Source organism: Serratia sp. 3ACOL1 (assembly GCF_003668775.1).
GTDB lineage: Bacteria > Pseudomonadota > Gammaproteobacteria > Enterobacterales > Enterobacteriaceae > Chania > Chania fonticola.
This window is the reverse complement of record NZ_CP033055.1, coordinates 331044-347554: the sequence shown is the minus strand read 5'-3', so window position 1 is coordinate 347554 and position 16511 is coordinate 331044. Positions and strand designations below refer to the sequence as shown.

The window sequence follows — 16511 nt, the reverse complement described above, 5'->3', positions numbered from 1 at the left end:
GCGTTCTCCTAGAGGAACATCAGGAAATAAAGCAGGAATACGTTAACCAGCAGCAACGTGACCCCGGTCGGTATCTGCGCCTTGATGACCGCATTCTTGTCCGGCAACTCCAGTAACGCCGCCGGTACAATATTAAAGTTAGCAGCCATTGGCGTCATCAACGTGCCGCAATAGCCGGAGAACATGCCGATAGCCGCCATCACCGCAGGGTTACCGCCGTGTTGCAGTACCAGGATCGGGATACCGATACCCGCAGTGACAATCGGGAAAGCCGCAAACGCGTTCCCCATGATCATGGTCAACACGGCCATGCCGATGGCATACACCGCTACGGCGATAAAGCGGTTATCTACCGCCAGGTATTCCTGCGTTAAATGGGAGATAGCCGTGCCGACGCCCGCAACGGTGAACAGCAGGCCAAGAGTAGCCAGGATTTGCGGCAGGATAAAGGCCCAGCCGATGGAATCCAGCAGACGACGAGCTTCCTGCACTGGCTGCGACATTTTCTCACGGGTCATCTTCACCGCAATAACCAGGCCAAGCAAACAGCCGAGGGTCATGGAGAACAACGTGATCAAGGTGGAGTGGTTACCGCTGCCAAACACCGCCTGTTGCAAGGCTGGGATGTTATTGAACAGCAGCACGCCAATCACCGTGACGACAGGGATCGCCAGAGCCGGTATAAACAGACGGTTGCCCAGGCGTTTGGCACTGGTTTCGCGCTCCTGCTGGCTGCGCTGATGATAGCTACCAAGACGCACACCGCCAAAACCGGCGATTAAAGCCATCACCACCACCAGCACGCCCACGGTGATATGCAGTTGACGTTTGGCTTCAGCCCCTGAGCCAAATAGCCCATAGGTCCAATCCCCCACCAGGAAGATCAATCCATACAAGGCCCAGAACAGACCGGTAGAGATACGACGTGGGTTGGCCTTATCGCCAAACGACATCGCGGCGACGATCAGTAATACCGCACCCGCCAGCCAATAGAGATATTGTTGTTGGAATATCATTGGCCTTCTCCCTTGGCCTGCAACGCAGCCTGGTTAAGTTTGCTCAGTTCAGCGTTGAGTTGTTTGTCCATGCGGTACAAACGGAACGAGTGGATCAGGAAGGCAAAGATCGCCGTTGGGATCCCCCACAGCGCAATGTGCAGCGGTTCGGTCTGAATGCCGCCGGATTCCAGCATAAAGTTATGCATAAAGATGATCGCGCCAAAGGCGACAAAAATATCTTCACCAAAGAACAGCCCGACGTTATCGGTCGCGGCAGACATTGCCCGCAGACGATAGCGCACACGCTCCGGCAGTTCCCCATAGCGGTTTTCCGTAGCCCCCTCCGCCATCGGTGCCAACAGCGGACGTACCATCTGAGGTTGGCCGCCCAGGCTGGTCAGCCCCATTGCCGCCGTTACTTCACGCACAAACAGGTAGACGATCAGTAAACGCCCGGCGGTGGCGCTTTTGATTTTGGCAATCCACGCCTGCGCACGTTCTTTCAAACCGTGGCGCTCTAACAGCCCGATAATCGGCAGCGGTAACAGCAGGATCAGCGGCAGGTTACGGGTATTGAGGAAGCCCTCGCCGAGCTTTTCCAAAATGACATCCAGCGGCATCAACGCCGCCAGCCCGGTGATAATACCGGCGGCGATCACCACCAGCACCGGGTTAAAACGTAATACAAATCCAACCACGATGGCAGCGATGCCTATCAGTGGCCAGAGGTTTACCGCTTGTTCCATATTCACTTCCCTCTTGTCGCCCTCAGTCTTGCGGGCAATGTTGTGTTTGCTGTAGTCATTATTTTTTTATGCGGCGCTGACGCCAATCTGCTGCTGAGCAAAGCTCTCTCTCAGCTTCCTGGCATAGGCCAGTGCATGTTCCCCGTCGCCGTGCAGGCAAACGGTTTCAGCCTTGACGGAGGCCCAGCCCCCTCAACGGTTCGTACACGCTGGTGGCGAACCATTTCCAGCGTCTGTTGCAATGCCAGTTCATCACTGGCGATCAGTGCTCCTGGTTGCCCACGAGGCACCAATGTTCCATCGGCCTGATAGCCGCGATCGGCAAATACTTCCTGCCGCGTCGCCAACCCCAGTTTTTCACCTGCGCGGATCAGCTCACTGCCAGCCAGCCCCACCAAGCGTAACGAAGGGTCTACCGCCAACACCGCGCGAGCAATGGCTTCGGCCAATTCCGGCTCCACCGCCGCCTGGTTGTAGAGCATGCCGTGCGGTTTCACATGAACCATCACGCCGCCTTCAGCACGGGTAATGGCAGCCAACGCACCCAACTGATACACCACTTGGGCATACACCGTTTCTACCGGTAACTGCATCCGGGTGCGGCCGAAGTTTTCCCGATCCGGGAAACTGGGATGGGCACCAATCGCCACACCGTATTGCAACGCCCAGCGCACCGATTGGCGCATGGTCTGGGCATCCCCAGCATGGAAACCGCAGGCAATATTGGCCGAGCTGACCAACTGCAACAACGCTTCATCATTGGCGCAACCTTCACCGAGATCGGCATTTAAATCGACGATCATTGAACCCCCCAGGCAATCTGTTGAATAAAGTGATCCTGCTCGGCCTTGGCGCGCTGCGCCTCTGCCAGGGTGCAGGGGATAAAGTGAAGCGCATCCCCCAGACGGATCTGCGCCAAGTGGAACAGATCGGCCTCGATCACACAGGCAATCCGCGGATACCCCCGGTAGTCTGAGCATCGGCCATCAAGACGATCGGCTGGCCGTTGTGTGGAACCTGGATGACACCGGGTATCAGGCCATGGGAGAGCATTTCCCGTTCAGTGGTGCGCGTCAGAGCGCTGCCACCGTGCAGGCGATAACCCATGCGGTTACTCTGCGGGCTGAGCTGCCAGGCGGTACGCCAGAAGTCATCCTGTGCCTGTTGGCTGAACTCGTCATATTCCGGCCCGGTCAACACCCTGATCCGGTTGCTGAACAGCGGCTGTTTCACGCCGATAACCGTAGTCGGCAGCGCCTGCGGCTTACCCGCTGGCAGCAGGTCGCCTTCCTTCAACTGTCGGCCTTCCAGTCCACCAAAGCCCGCTTTCAGATCGGTGCTGCGTGAGCCCAGCATCTCCGGCACGTTGATGCCGCCAGACACCGCTAGATAGCTGCGCATCCCGCGTTTAGGCATTTTCAGCGTCAGTTGCTGGCCTTTTTTTACCGGATAGCGCCAGCCCGTCCACAAAGATTTGCCGTCCAACTGAGCATCGCAGCCCGCGCCGGTCAGCGCAATCCACCCATTATGGGTAAATTCGGCACTGAATTGCCCCAGCGTGATCTCCAACCCGGCCGCTTCGGGCGAGTTGCCCACCAGCAGGTTGGCTATTTTCAGCGCGGGGATATCTAGAGCACCGCCCTGGCTGATACCCAAACGCCGAAAACCGTTACGCCCCAGGTCCTGGACGGTGGTGTAAATACCGGCTCGCAAGATCTTCAGCATACGCCCCCCTTTTGCGGCACAAAGCGCACGTTGTCGCCTGGGCGCAGCAGCGTCGGCGGCATTTCATTAGGATTAAACAGCGCCAGCGGCGTGCGGCCAATCAGTTGCCAACCACCTGGTGTAACCAGCGGATAGATCCCCGTCTGGCCGCCACCGATCCCCACAGAACCCGCAGCAACAGACAGGCGCGGTTCCGCTCGGCGAGGAGTGGCCAGACGCTCCGGCATCCCCCCTAGATAGGTAAAACCAGGTTGAAAGCCCAGGAAATAAACCACATACGCGGTGGACGAATGGCATTCCACCACCTGTTGCGGCGTCATGCCGGTATGGCGCGCCACCTCATCCAGGTCGGGGCCATATTCGCCGCCATAGATCACCGGGATATCGACATCGCGGGACTCTGGCACCAGGCTTTCGTTACCCTCCCATCCTTGACGCAGCAGTTCCAGCATCGCCTCGGCATCAGCCTGCGGCGTATACAGCAACAGCGTCAGGTTATTCATTCCCGGCACCACTTCCCGTACGTCAGTATGGTGATTCAACTTTTCTGCCAATGCCCAGATGCGCTGCTGACTTTGCAGCGTCACCGGGGGTGCCAATTCAAGCACTACAGCGCGTTCCCCTAGCAGGTAATATTGTGCTCGTTGCACCCCTATCTCCTTATACTCGTCGTGTTTCAAGCCGCAGCATGACTGACCGCTCACGAACGAATGAGCGGGTCGCTGGGTAGCAACTTGAAGTTCACAGGGTATTTTATTATTTGAAAAGCGTATCAGTTATGCGGGACGTAACGTCGGCTGTCAAGAGAGCAACCTTCGGGAATATAAGGGATTAGCAGCGCTAAAGGGTTCGTTTTACCGAACCCATAGGCAAATCAGGCCGGATTGGGGATATCGATAAAGGTGACGTCAAAGCCGTGATGTTGCGCTAACCACTCACCTAACGCCTTGATCCCACCACGTTCCGTCGCGTGATGGCCGGCGGCAAAAAAGTGCACCCCCATCTCCCGCGCCGTATGAATAGTTTGCTCAGAAACTTCACCGCTGATAAACGCATCAACGCCAAATCGCGCCGCGCTGTCGATAAATCCCTGGCCGCCACCGGTACACCAGGCCACCCGACGGATTGCCTGCGGAGCATTATCGCCACAGTGCAACACCGCGCGGCCAAGACGGCTTTCGATACGCTGTTGCAGTTCACCCGCGCTGAGCGGTTGCTCAAATTCTCCGTGCGGCACCAAAGGCTCGATCTCGCCGATCACGCGGATGCCCAGCGCCTTTGCCAACTGCGCGTTATTACCCAGTTCCGGGTGTGCATCCAGCGGCAAGTGGTAGCCATACAGGTTGATATCGTTGCTCAGCAGAGTTTTCAGCCGGTTACGCTTCATGCCGCGTACCGCGGGTGCTTCGTTTTTCCAGAAGTAACCATGATGCACCAGTATGGCATCCGCCTGATGTTCCACCGCCGCATCCAACAACGCCTGGCAGGCCGTCACTCCCGTCACGATGCGCTGCACATGTGCCCGCCCTTCCACTTGCAAGCCATTTGGCGCGTAGTCCTGGAAGGCCGCACAGTTGAGTTCGCTGTTGATCAGATGTTCCAGATCGAGGTTACGCATAGTCATCTCACTCTCATTCAAAATTGTTGCCGATCGCCCTGTTCCATCAGGATAAATTTCACGCCCAGATCGTTGCCCTGATCCAGCTGTTGCTTGATGGTAGCACGCACATCTTCCCCCTGTTTCAGGCTGGGCTTGATGTGGCTGATGATCACCGGCAGATCTTTTAACGATCCCTCTCCGCCGCTGTACTGCTGGAGGTTTTTCAGCTCCTTCAGTAGCCAGGCCGGGGTCAGATGACCATACAGGTGTTTGTCATCCACCTCGTTCGGGTAAGAGGTTTCGATAATCATGCCCTTTAGCTTCTTCTGCTCAACCAGCGGCCCCAGCTCGCGCCAGGCGCTATCCAGATTACGTGACTGCTCCAGCGCGTCCGGCCCGGTATCGCCAAAGTAGGCAAATGAGCCTTCACGGTCGGCCACCAGCAACATCGAAGAGGGGTAGCGATCGTGGCTAAGTGGGTACATCACCCCGCTCAAACCGGTCAGGCCCAGGGTGACTCGCTGCAGCGGGCGCACCGTTTGCAAACGGTAAGTACCCAGCCGCGAGCCATTACCGGCATCGGTAAAGTTAGGCCAGGCTTTCCAGTTAAAATAATGATTGCGCAGCGTCAATACGGTATCGGCCTGCGCATAAACGGTTTTCTTACTGTCTTCCGGTGAACCGAGGATCAACCCAGCGACGTGATCCAGATGGCCGTGGCTAATGAAGTAACCGCCAATCAGCTGACGGAAAATATAGCCCTGAGGGGTGAAGGGAGAGGCCAGCTCGGGCGTGACCTGTGGAAAACTGCCCTTTTCCAGCCCTTTGGCAATCCCCGGCAGCAGCGTTCCGGCATCCAGTGCCAGATACTGCGTCTGGCTATCACTGCGGATCAGATAAGAAGTCAGATTGCCGTCGCTGACGCCACCGTCGACGCCCAGCGCCACTACGTCAAAACCGGCCACGGCCAACGCGGAATAGCCGCCCAGGCACAGGGCCAGTAGTTTCTTCATCATCAGGAAGCTCCTTGCTGTTACTTTAAAGTCCCCCTCGCTTGGCCGCTTCAAAAGCCGCCAACGTCTCCAGCCGAGCCTGCTGGTGTTGGACTATCGGCGGCGGATAATGCAGAACCTGCTGCTGCTTTTCCGCCCAGCGATGGGGTTGATGGAGCTCATTGTCCGGTACATCCGCCAGTTCAGGCAACCATTTACGGATAAAAGTGCCTTTTGGATCAAAACGTTCGCCCTGAGTGGTCGGGTTAAAGATGCGGAAATAAGGTGCGGCATCGGTACCGGTAGAAGCGGCCCACTGCCAGCCACCGTTGTTGGCAGCCAGATCGCCATCCAGCAATTGGGACATGAAATACTGTTCACCGGCGCGCCAGTCGATCAGCAAATCCTTGACCAGGAAACTGGCCACGATCATCCGCAGGCGATTATGCATCCAGCCGGTTTGATTGAGCTGACGCATGGCAGCATCGACAATCGGGTAACCGGTATTGCCCTGTTGCCAAGCGAGTAATCCCGCGTCGTTGCTTTGCCAGCATACCTTATCCGTCCAGGTGATAAAGGGACGGTGCTTGCATAACGCAGGATACGCCACCATCAGGTGACGATAAAATTCTCGCCAGATCAGCTCATTAAGCCAACAGAAAGCACCGCTTTGCGGATCTTCCAGCACATCGGGGCACTCGACGCGCAGGCGGTTGACGCACTGGCGGGGGGAGAGAACGCCAATAGCCAGATAGGGTGACAGATTGCTGGTGCCGGCAATAGCGGGCAAATCGCGCTGTGTCGCATAGTCTTGCACCTGCTCGCGGCAGAAAGCACGCAGCCTGTGCAATGCAGCCTCTTCGCCTGCGGGATAACTCTCTCCCACCTCAGCCAAAGGATAATCGAATGCCACCGCTGCGGTAAAACCAACGGCTTCCCCACGTGGGCGTGGGGCTGGCAGAGAGCTCACATCGGACTCGGTCAACCGCTGGAGAAAAGCTTTGCGAAAAGGCGTATACACCTTGTACATCTCGCCGTTGCCGGTTTGCACGCTGCCGGGGGGCAACAGCAGGCTATCATCAAAACTGTGGCAACTCACCTGCCCGGTCAATGCCTGCTCAAGGCGGGCGTCACGTTGACGCTCATTGATTTCATACTGACGGTTATAAAACAGGGCCGTGACCTGCTGGCGCTGGCAGAACTCCACCAGCCAGTTAATCGAACCGGCAAAATCGTCGCCCTGATGGCAAATCAGTTCAATGCCCCGAGCTGCCAGAGCCGCTTGCACATGCAGCAAATTGGCGTGGATAAACGCCGCCTGACGTGGTGCCATATGGTGCTGGCGCCATTGCGCGGGGGTGGCGATAAATACCGCCAGCACCTTGGCTTGCGGATCGCTACAGGCGGCAGAGAGGGCTTTATTGTCCGTAATGCGCAGATCGTTACGCAACCAGACCAGATGCGTGGTCATAACACTCCTTGCGGGTTAATGGCCGTAGCGCAGGCGCAGCGCCTCCGGGTAGGGCTCAAAATAGCGCTGTTGCGCCAGATAGCTATCAGGATATTCGGCCATGTCATGTTTTAACAGCGTAATCGGTGCCAGCAGCGGTTGCATGCCCTGGCGATAGTGGTCGATAAGCCTGGCCAGTTCCTGGCGCTGAGAGCTGCTGAGCTGGCGGCGGAAGTAGCCCTGCACATGCATCAAGACGTTGGTGTGGTTGCGCCGGGTCGCCTTGTGTTGCAACAGCCTCATCAGGCGCTGGCGATATTCCACCGCAAAAGCCTCCAGCGATTCCCAGCGTTCGATATCTGCGACGAAACGCCCCAGCTCCCGGTACTCTGGCTGTGAATGCGCCAGCAGTGAAAGTTTATAACGACTATGAAAAGCAATTAGCCCGCCACGAGTTAACCCCTGGCGCCACAGCATATTCAGTTCATAAAGGGCAAACACCCGTTCGACAAAGTTTTCCCGCAGCACGGGATCGGTCAGACGACCGTCTTCTTCTACCGGCAACCACGGCATTTGCTGAAGCAGCTCGGCGGCAAACAGCCCGACGCCACTTTTATGCGCCCCCTGGCCGTTCTCGTCCCAGAGCTTGACCCTTTCCATACCGCAAGTAGGCGATTTTGCGCAGACTATGTAGCCGCATAAATGTTGCAACTGACTAACCCGAAGCTCGGAGAACTGTTGCATCCGTTCGGTAAGATCTACATTGGGGTCATTGCTGTGGAGCAGCCGCGTCTGCTGTTGGCTTTTAACCAAACGCAGCGCAGGCCGTGGCGTTGGCAAGCCAATCGCCATTTCGGGACAAATCGGCTCAAACTCTACATAGGGTGCCAATTGTTCCACGGCAAATTCGCAGCGTTTATGGCCACCATCGAAACGCACCGCGCTGCCCAACAGGCAGGCGCTGATCCCGATAGGGATCTTGTTGCTCATATCTTGTCTCCCATCAACCGGTTAATGCTAGAAGTGTAGAGGAGTTAATGCGTTACTGCGGCTTAAAACGCAAAAACCCCCGCCAGAGGGGCGAGGGTTCGTAGTAGTGCGACGGGCCAGGATTAATAAAAATCGCAGGACGCCGTTTCTGCCTGTTGCAGCCAGACCGGTTTATTGCTGGTTTTTGACCAGACGCGGTGTAAATAGCTGTAAAAACGTGCGCGATCGGCACGGAACAGCATCACCGGCAAAGCAAGAACACCGACCAGAATCACTGCGCTACGGCGCAGGAGGACCCGATGCAACGGATAGGCTTGGTAGTTAGACATACGAACCTCCTTAAAAACATCCGCGCCAGGTTGTCAGGACCTGACGCAATGCAAAAACGATAAATGATGGTCAATTGGAAACTGAGCAAAATATTACCGCACATGGTGTAATTTTACAACTCATCAGACCACTAAATTGCGCAAAAAGAGCACAAAAAAGGCCTCCACAACGTAATTTTGTTACATCAAGGTTAATAACTAACTTAACATTGGTTACATTGTGGTTTCTTGGCGTTGCTAGGGGTCATTTAACGGATTTTACGCCAACAACCCATCCGCCCACACCCTCACTGCGTGTAAAATCGCCATTTTCTGCCGTTATTTCAATCATTTTTATACTTTTTTTACACCCGGCCCCGCTATTTTTTCATCTTCTTTCTACTGCCCCCCCTACACTCAGGCTATCAAAAACAACACCTCTGGAGGTGTCCCGTGAGTTTCAGCGTTATTGGTGGTGCGCTGTTGGTCCTGCTGCTGTTGGGCTATCTGGTTTATGCCCTGTTTAATGCGGAGGACTTCTGATGGCAGCTTCAGCCTTCTTGTTGATCGCCAGCTTTGTGCTGGTGCTTCTGGTGCTGGCTCGTCCCCTGGGCAGCTTTATAGCTCGCCTGATCGAGGGTGAGCCACTACCGGTGCTGCGCCATGTGGAAGCAGCCGTCTGGCGTTGCTGCGGTAATGACACCGCCGAGATGACCTGGTGGCAATACGCACTGGCGATCCTGTGGTTCAATATCCTCGGTTTGGTGCTGCTGTTGGTGCTGCTGATGGCACAGGGTTCCTTACCGCTCAACCCGCAAGGGTTCCCCGGTTTATCTTGGGATCTGGCGTTCAATACCGCCGTCAGCTTCGTCACCAATACCAACTGGCAGGCCTACAGTGGGGAAAATACCCTCAGCTATCTCAGCCAGATGGCCGGGTTAACGGTACAGAACTTCCTGTCTGCCGCCACCGGTATCGCCGTTGCCTTTGCCCTGATCCGGGCCTTTGCACGTCGTTCCAGCGCCACCATCGGTAACGCCTGGATCGATATCCTGCGCATTACCCTGTATGTGCTGTTGCCACTGTCGCTGCTGATCGCGCTGTTCTTCGTCAGCCAGGGGACATTGCAGAACTTTCTGCCTTACCTGCATGTGACCACGCTGGAAGGGGCACAGCAGACCTTGCCGATGGGGCCAGTGGCCTCGCAGGAAGCAATCAAGATGCTCGGCACCAACGGTGGCGGCTTCTTCGGTGCCAACTCGGCGCATCCGTTTGAAAACCCAACCGTATTGACCAACTTTGTACAGATGCTGGCGATCTTCCTGATCCCTTGCGCCCTGTGCTTCGCCTTTGGTCAGGTGGCCGGTGAAAACCGTCAGGGTCACGCGCTGATCTGGGCCATGGCGCTGATCTTTATCGTTGCGGTGATCGTGGTGATGAATGCTGAACTGGCTGGCAACCCGCATCTGAGCGCACTTGGCAGTAGCAGCAACATCAATATGGAAGGTAAAGAGTCCCGCTTTGGCATTCTCGCTAGCAGCATGTTCTCGGTGGTAACCACTGCGGCCTCCTGCGGTGCCGTCAACGCCATGCATGATTCCTTTACCGCGCTGGGTGGCATGGTGCCGATGTGGCTGATGCAGATTGGCGAAGTGGTGTTCGGCGGCGTCGGTTCCGGCCTGTACGGCATGCTGCTGTTCGTGCTGCTGACGGTATTTATCGCCGGGCTGATGATTGGCCGCACGCCGGAATATCTCGGCAAGAAGATCGATGTTTATGACATGAAGATGACCGCGCTGGCAATCCTGGTGACGCCAACCTTGGTACTGCTGGGCACCGCGTTGGCGATTGCTACCGACGCTGGCCGTGCTGGCATCCTCAACCCAGGGGCGCATGGCTTCAGTGAAGTGCTGTATGCCTTCTCTTCGGCAGCCAACAACAACGGTAGCGCCTTTGCTGGCCTGAGCGTCAACACGCCGTTCTACAACCTGCTGCTGGCCTTGGCGATGTTTGTTGGCCGCTTCGGGGTGATCCTGCCGGTGCTGGCCATTGCGGGTTCGCTGTGTGTCAAAAAACGCCAACCGGCGGGCAACGGCACGCTGCCAACCTACGGGCCACTGTTTATCGGCCTGTTGGTCGGTACCATCCTGCTGGTCGGTGCCTTGACCTTCGTTCCTGCACTGGCACTAGGCCCGGTAGCCGAACATTTACAACTGTGGTTGGCCAATTAACAGTCATAACAGAGAGAAGAACAAGATGACTCGCAAACAACGCGCACTGTTTGAACCGGCACTGATGCGTACCGCGCTGATCGATGCGGTGAAAAAGCTGGACCCACGCGTTCAGTGGCGTAACCCGGTGATGTTCGTGGTGTACCTCGGCAGTATCCTGACTTCAGCCATTTGGCTGGCGGTGCTTTCAGGCAACGCCGAAGGTAGCGCTGCCTTTACCGGCAGCATCGCTATGTGGCTGTGGTTTACCGTACTGTTCGCCAACTTCGCCGAAGCGCTGGCGGAAGGACGCAGCAAGGCTCAGGCGGAAAGCCTGAAGGGCACCAAGAAAACCAGTTGGGCGAAGAAACTCGCCACGCCGAAACGTGATGGGGCCACCGAGAAAGTCTCGGCCGAGAGCCTGCGTAAAGGGGATATCGTGCTGGTGGAAGCCGGTGACACCATCCCTTGCGATGGCGAAGTGCTGGAAGGCGGCGCCTCGGTCGATGAAAGCGCCATCACCGGTGAATCTGCACCGGTGATCCGTGAATCCGGCGGTGACTTCTCCTCCGTGACCGGCGGGACGCGTATCCTGTCCGACTGGCTGGTGGTGCAGTGCAGCGTCAACCCGGGGGAAACCTTCCTCGATCGCATGATCGCTATGGTCGAAGGCGCTAAACGCCGTAAAACCCCAAACGAAGTGGCGCTGACCATTTTGCTGGTGGCGTTGACTATCGTGTTTGTACTGGCGACCGCTACCCTGTTCCCTTACTCGCAATACAGTGTGGAAGCCGCAGGCAGCGGCAGCATAGTGTCGATCACCGTGTTGGTGGCCTTGCTGGTCTGCCTGATCCCGACCACCATCGGTGGGCTGTTGTCCGCTATCGGCGTCGCCGGGATGAGCCGTATGCTGGGTGCCAACGTGATCGCCACCAGCGGGCGCGCCGTTGAGGCCGCCGGTGATGTTGACGTATTGCTGTTGGACAAGACCGGTACCATCACCCTCGGTAACCGTCAGGCATCAGAATTCCTGCCGGCACCCGGGGTAAAAGAGCAAGAGCTGGCCGATGCCGCCCAACTCTCTTCGTTAGCCGATGAAACGCCGGAAGGCCGCAGTATCGTGGTGCTAGCCAAGCAGCGCTTCAACCTGCGCGAACGCGATTTGCAGGCGTTGAATGCCACCTTCGTGCCTTTCTCTGCGCAAACCCGCATGAGCGGCGTCAACGTGCAGGACCGGATGATCCGTAAAGGGGCGGTGGACGCCATTCGCCGCCACGTCGAATCCAACAATGGCCACTTCCCGCGTGCGGTAGACGAGTTGGTGGAAAGCGTCGCTCGTACCGGCGGTACGCCGTTGGTAGTCGCCGAAGGGCCACGCGTATTAGGGGTGGTGGCGCTGAAAGACATCGTCAAAGGCGGGATTAAAGAACGCTTTGCCGAACTGCGCAAGATGGGCATCAAGACGGTGATGATCACCGGGGATAACCGCCTGACGGCCGCCGCCATCGCAGCCGAAGCTGGTGTGGATGACTTCCTGTCGGAAGCCACGCCAGAGGCCAAACTGGCGCTGATCCGTCAGTATCAGGCGGAAGGACGCCTAGTCGCGATGACCGGCGACGGCACCAACGACGCCCCAGCACTGGCGCAGGCCGACGTGGCGGTTGCCATGAACTCGGGGACGCAGGCAGCCAAGGAAGCGGGCAACATGGTCGATCTGGACTCCAACCCGACCAAGCTGATCGAAGTGGTGCATATCGGCAAGCAGATGCTGATGACGCGCGGTTCACTGACCACCTTCAGTATCGCCAACGATGTGGCAAAGTACTTTGCCATTATCCCGGCGGCCTTCGCGGCAACCTATCCGCAGTTGAATGCGCTGAACGTAATGCAACTGCACTCCCCCGCCTCGGCGATTATGTCGGCGGTGATCTTCAACGCTCTGGTGATCGTCTTCCTGATCCCACTGGCGTTGAAAGGGGTGAGCTATAAGGCAATGAGCGCCGCCGCACTGCTGCGTCGTAACCTGTGGCTGTATGGTGTGGGTGGCCTGCTGGTGCCGTTCGTAGGTATCAAGCTGATCGACCTGCTGCTGACCGCGCTGAATATGGCCGGCTAAGAAAATAAGGAATTCATGATGTCTTATTTACGTCCTTCTTTGGTTATGCTGATCCTGCTGACGGCGATCACCGGTATTGCTTATCCATTACTCACCACTGGGCTGTCACAGTTGCTGTTCAGCGGGGCGGCCAACGGCTCGTTGCTCTATCAAGGGGATAAAGCGGTCGGCTCGGCGTTGATTGGCCAGAATTTTACCCAGCCGGGTTATTTCTGGGGGCGCCCTTCTGCCACCAGCGATTCGGCCTATAATGCGATGGCATCCGGCGGCAGTAATCTGGCCGCCACCAACCCGGCGCTGGATAAAGCGATCGGTGAGCGGGCTACGCAGCTGCGCCAGGCTAATCCGACGATGAGCGGGCCGATCCCGGTCGATCTGCTGACCGCTTCCGGCAGTGGCCTGGATCCGCAGATTTCGCTGGCCGCCGCCAAGTACCAGTTAGCGCGTGTCGCCAACGCTCGTCAGTTGCCACAGGAACAAATTGCCAAGCTGATTGATGAAAATACCGAGCGCGCCACGCCCAATTTTATGGGGGAATCGGTGGTCAACGTGCTGAAGTTGAATATGGCGCTGGATGCGTTGAAATAACTAAAGACGTGATAAAACGTAGCTAAATAAAGGGTTCGGCATTGCCGAACCCGCTTTGCATGGGTAAACAAGGAACTCTGATGGTGGATGACGAACTGCAACGCCCCGACCCAGACAGCCTGCTGGCGTTAGCCAATGAAAAGCCACGCGGTAAGCTAAAGGTCTTCTTCGGGGCCTGTGCCGGGGTAGGAAAAACCTATGCCATGTTGCAGGAGGCCCAGCGGCAACGGGCGCAGGGGCTGGACGTGCTGATTGGCGTGGTGGAAACCCACGGCCGCCAGGAAACGGCGGCGTTGCTGCAAGGGCTGTCGATCCTGCCAGCAAAACGCATCCAACATCGTGGCCGCCAGGTACAGGAGTTCGACCTTGATGCTGCTTTGGCACGCCATCCGGCCCTGATCCTGATGGATGAGCTGGCACACAGTAACGCCCAGGGTTCACGCCATCCCAAACGTTGGCAGGATGTAGACGAACTGCTGGATGCCGGTATCGATGTACTGACCACGGTTAACGTCCAGCATCTGGAAAGCCTGAACGACGTTGTCGGCGGTATCACCGGAGTTCGCGTCAGGGAAACCGTGCCTGACCACGTGTTTGACGAGGCCACCGAAGTGGTGTTGGTGGACTTGCCCCCAGACGATCTGCGTCAGCGGCTCAACGAAGGCAAGGTCTATATCCCAGGCCAGGCCGAGCGCGCCATCGAGCATTTCTTCCGTAAAGGTAACCTGATCGCTCTACGTGAGCTGGCACTACGCCGTACCGCCGACCGTGTTGACGACCAAATGCGGGCCTTCCGCGATAACCAGGGGCGTGAAAAAGTCTGGCACACCCGAGACAGCATCCTGCTGTGCGTCGGCCATAACAGCGGTAGCGAAAAACTGGTGCGCATCGCGGCAAGGCTCGCGGCACGCCTCGGTTGCCACTGGCATGCCGTGTATGTCGAAACCCCCAAGCTGCACCGCCTGCCGGAGAACCAACGGCGAGCCATCCTGCGGGCCTTGCGGCTGGCGCAAGAATTAGGGGCTGAAACCGCCACCCTTTCCGACCCTTCTGAAGAACGTGCGGTACTGCGCTATGCCCGGGAACATAACCTGGGCAAAATCATTATTGGCCGCCGTGGCGAACAGCGCTGGAAGCTGCGCGGCAGCTTTGCCGATCGCCTTGGCCAGCTTGGACCTGATCTCGATCTGGTGATTGTAGCGCTGGAAAACGATACGCCACAGCCGCAGGCCAAAGAGCATGATAACCGCACCTTTAGCGAAAAATGGCGATTCCAGCTGCGGGGCTGCGCCGTTGCCGTCATTTTATGTGCCATCATCACGCTGCTGTCGCAATGGCTACTACCGGGCATTGATTCGGCTAACCTGGTGATGGTTTACCTGCTGGGCGTGGCACTTGTCGCCCTGTTCTTTGGCCGTTGGCCTTCGGTGCTGGCCGCGGTGATCAACGTCGCCAGCTTCGATCTGTTCTTTGTACAGCCCGAATGGTCGTTCGCCGTCAGTGATATGCAATATCTGCTGACCTTTGCCGTGATGCTGACCGTCGGTATCACCATTGGTAATCTGACCGCCGGGGTGCGTTATCAGGCCCGAGTGGCACGCTATCGCGAACAACGGGCGCGCCATTTATATGAGATGTCCCGTGGGCTCAGCCAGGCGTTGAGCAGAGAAGATATTGCCAAAACCAGCCGTCATTTTATCTCCAGCAGCTTCCAGGCCAAAACCGTGCTGCTGCTACCGCAGGAGGATGGCTCCCTGCAACAGATGGTGGGTGAAGAAGGTGGCTTGCTGTCGGTGGATGAAGCCATCGCCCGCTGGAGCTATGGCAAAGGCTTACCCGCCGGGGCCGGTACCGACACCCTGCCCGGCGTGCCGTACCAACTGCTGCCGCTCAGCACCTCCAAACAGACCTTTGGCCTGCTGGCGATTGAACCGAACAACCTGCGTCAGCTGATGGTGCCAGAGCAACAGCGCCTGTTACAGACCTTTGCGGTGCTGATCGCCAGCGCGCTGGAGCGCCTGCATCTGGCCCGCAGCGCCGAAGAGGCCAAGCTGGATGCCGAACGCGAACAGCTACGTAACTCGCTGCTGGCCGCCCTTTCTCACGATCTGCGTACTCCGCTTACCGTGCTGTTTGGTCAGGCAGAGATCCTGACGCTGGATCTGGCCACCGAAGGCTCCAGCCACGCCCCACAGGCCAGCCAAATCCGCCAGCAGGTGCTCAGTACTACACGCCTGGTAAACAATCTGCTGGATATGGCGCGCATTCAGTCCGGTGGTTTTAACCTGCGTAAAGAGTGGCAATCGCTGGAAGAGATCGTCGGGGCATCGCTGCATATGCTGGAACCACTGCTGGTATTGCACGAGATAAAGGTGGAGTTGCCATCAGAGATGGTATTGATCAACTGTGATGGCAGCCTGTTAGAGCGGGTATTCACCAACCTGGTGGAAAATGCCAATAAATATGCCGGTGCCGATGCTATCATCGGGATCCGCGCCCACGCAGTTAAGGACTGGCTGGAAGTGGAGGTTTGGGATAATGGCCCCGGCATCCCGGAGGAACAGACCCAACTGATATTTGACAAGTTCTCCCGTGGCAATAAAGAATCGGCGATCCCCGGCGTCGGTTTGGGGTTAGCGATTTGTCGTGCCATTATTGAAGTACACGGCGGCCGCATCTGGGCGGAGAACCGCGCCGAAGGCGGAGCCAGTTTCCACTTTATGCTGCCGTTGGAAAAGCCCCCCGAACTGGATGGAGCAGATTTTGACTTGTAACCCAAGAGTAGAGG

The 16511-nt window shown here is 57.2% G+C and carries 13 protein-coding genes and 2 pseudogenes; 5 read left to right on the top strand and 10 right to left on the bottom strand.

The window, feature by feature from the left end:
- Positions 1-8: 8 nt before the first annotated feature.
- The 10 genes and pseudogenes from D9980_RS01700 to D9980_RS01655 all read right to left on the bottom strand — a co-directional run bounded on the left by D9980_RS01700 (position 9) and on the right by D9980_RS01655 (position 8830).
- The gene (locus D9980_RS01700; protein WP_024483152.1) at positions 9-1016 is read right to left on the bottom strand and encodes a DUF979 domain-containing protein; all 1008 of its coding nucleotides are present in this window, start codon (positions 1014-1016) and stop codon (positions 9-11) included.
- Positions 1013-1744, bottom strand: a complete 732-nt coding sequence (locus tag D9980_RS01695; protein ID WP_021805279.1) for a DUF969 domain-containing protein — start codon at positions 1742-1744, stop codon at positions 1013-1015. Before D9980_RS01695 ends, D9980_RS01700 begins: the two co-directional genes overlap by 4 nt.
- 66 nt (positions 1745-1810) lie before the next feature.
- A pseudogene (gene pxpA / locus D9980_RS01690) lies at positions 1811-2547 on the bottom strand (5-oxoprolinase subunit PxpA).
- Positions 2544-3469: pseudogene (gene pxpC, locus D9980_RS01685) on the bottom strand (5-oxoprolinase subunit PxpC). Before pxpC ends, pxpA begins: the two co-directional pseudogenes overlap by 4 nt.
- The gene (gene pxpB, locus D9980_RS01680) at positions 3463-4119 is read right to left on the bottom strand and encodes a 5-oxoprolinase subunit PxpB (protein WP_024483155.1); all 657 of its coding nucleotides are present in this window, start codon (positions 4117-4119) and stop codon (positions 3463-3465) included. Before pxpB ends, pxpC begins: the two are co-directional and overlap by 7 nt.
- A 224-nt stretch (positions 4120-4343) precedes the next feature.
- Positions 4344-5087 carry a type 2 GTP cyclohydrolase I gene (locus D9980_RS01675; protein WP_024483156.1) on the bottom strand — a complete coding sequence of 248 codons (744 nt, stop codon included), beginning with the start codon at positions 5085-5087 and terminating at the stop codon, positions 4344-4346.
- Positions 5088-5104: 17 nt separating this feature from the next.
- A complete protein-coding gene (locus tag D9980_RS01670) occupies positions 5105-6085 on the bottom strand; it encodes an MBL fold metallo-hydrolase (protein WP_121606210.1) in 981 nt (326 codons plus the stop codon).
- 22 nt (positions 6086-6107) lie between these two features.
- On the bottom strand, positions 6108-7532 hold the full coding sequence (phrB, locus tag D9980_RS01665) for a deoxyribodipyrimidine photo-lyase (protein WP_121606209.1): 1425 nt from the start codon (positions 7530-7532) through the stop codon (positions 6108-6110).
- A gap of 15 nt (positions 7533-7547) precedes the next feature.
- Entirely contained in the window at positions 7548-8501 is a 954-nt protein-coding gene (locus D9980_RS01660; RefSeq protein WP_121606208.1) for a 2-thiouracil desulfurase family protein, read from the bottom strand.
- 122 nt (positions 8502-8623) lie between these two features.
- On the bottom strand, positions 8624-8830 hold the full coding sequence (locus tag D9980_RS01655; RefSeq protein ID WP_024529334.1) for a YbfA family protein: 207 nt from the start codon (positions 8828-8830) through the stop codon (positions 8624-8626).
- A 432-nt stretch (positions 8831-9262) separates the two neighbouring features.
- On the opposite strand from D9980_RS01655, the gene D9980_RS01650 reads away from it, so the two are divergent.
- The 5 genes from D9980_RS01650 to kdpD all read left to right on the top strand — a co-directional run bounded on the left by D9980_RS01650 (position 9263) and on the right by kdpD (position 16497).
- Positions 9263-9352 (top strand): K(+)-transporting ATPase subunit F, encoded by a 90-nt coding sequence (locus D9980_RS01650; protein ID WP_037375124.1) that lies wholly within the window; start codon positions 9263-9265, stop codon positions 9350-9352.
- The gene (gene kdpA / locus D9980_RS01645) at positions 9352-11040 is read left to right on the top strand and encodes a potassium-transporting ATPase subunit KdpA (RefSeq protein WP_024483161.1); all 1689 of its coding nucleotides are present in this window, start codon (positions 9352-9354) and stop codon (positions 11038-11040) included. The genes D9980_RS01650 and kdpA overlap by 1 nt, the downstream gene beginning before the upstream one ends.
- Positions 11041-11065: 25 nt before the next feature.
- Positions 11066-13135 carry a potassium-transporting ATPase subunit KdpB gene (gene kdpB / locus D9980_RS01640; RefSeq protein ID WP_121606207.1) on the top strand — a complete coding sequence of 690 codons (2070 nt, stop codon included), beginning with the start codon at positions 11066-11068 and terminating at the stop codon, positions 13133-13135.
- A gap of 18 nt (positions 13136-13153) precedes the next feature.
- Positions 13154-13723: a potassium-transporting ATPase subunit KdpC gene (gene kdpC / locus D9980_RS01635; RefSeq protein WP_121606206.1), complete on the top strand. Its 570-nt coding sequence runs from the start codon at positions 13154-13156 to the stop codon at positions 13721-13723.
- Positions 13724-13803: 80 nt separating this feature from the next.
- The gene (gene kdpD / locus D9980_RS01630; RefSeq protein ID WP_121606205.1) at positions 13804-16497 is read left to right on the top strand and encodes a two-component system sensor histidine kinase KdpD; all 2694 of its coding nucleotides are present in this window, start codon (positions 13804-13806) and stop codon (positions 16495-16497) included.
- Positions 16498-16511: the final 14 nt, after the last annotated feature.

Excerpts from the sequence above, each read along its gene's own strand:
- D9980_RS01700 (WP_024483152.1), bottom strand. The coding sequence starts at position 1,016 with ATGATATTCCAACAACAATATCTCTATTGGCTGGCGGGTGCGGTATTA.
- D9980_RS01695 (WP_021805279.1), bottom strand. The coding sequence starts at position 1,744 with ATGGAACAAGCGGTAAACCTCTGGCCACTGATAGGCATCGCTGCCATC.
- D9980_RS01675 (WP_024483156.1), bottom strand. The coding sequence starts at position 5,087 with ATGCGTAACCTCGATCTGGAACATCTGATCAACAGCGAACTCAACTGT.
- D9980_RS01670 (WP_121606210.1), bottom strand. The coding sequence starts at position 6,085 with ATGATGAAGAAACTACTGGCCCTGTGCCTGGGCGGCTATTCCGCGTTG.
- phrB (WP_121606209.1), bottom strand. The coding sequence starts at position 7,532 with ATGACCACGCATCTGGTCTGGTTGCGTAACGATCTGCGCATTACGGAC.
- D9980_RS01660 (WP_121606208.1), bottom strand. The coding sequence starts at position 8,501 with ATGAGCAACAAGATCCCTATCGGGATCAGCGCCTGCCTGTTGGGCAGC.
- D9980_RS01655 (WP_024529334.1), bottom strand. The coding sequence starts at position 8,830 with ATGTCTAACTACCAAGCCTATCCGTTGCATCGGGTCCTCCTGCGCCGT.
- kdpA (WP_024483161.1), top strand. The coding sequence starts at position 9,352 with ATGGCAGCTTCAGCCTTCTTGTTGATCGCCAGCTTTGTGCTGGTGCTT.
- kdpB (WP_121606207.1), top strand. The coding sequence starts at position 11,066 with ATGACTCGCAAACAACGCGCACTGTTTGAACCGGCACTGATGCGTACC.
- kdpC (WP_121606206.1), top strand. The coding sequence starts at position 13,154 with ATGTCTTATTTACGTCCTTCTTTGGTTATGCTGATCCTGCTGACGGCG.
- kdpD (WP_121606205.1), top strand. The coding sequence starts at position 13,804 with ATGGTGGATGACGAACTGCAACGCCCCGACCCAGACAGCCTGCTGGCG.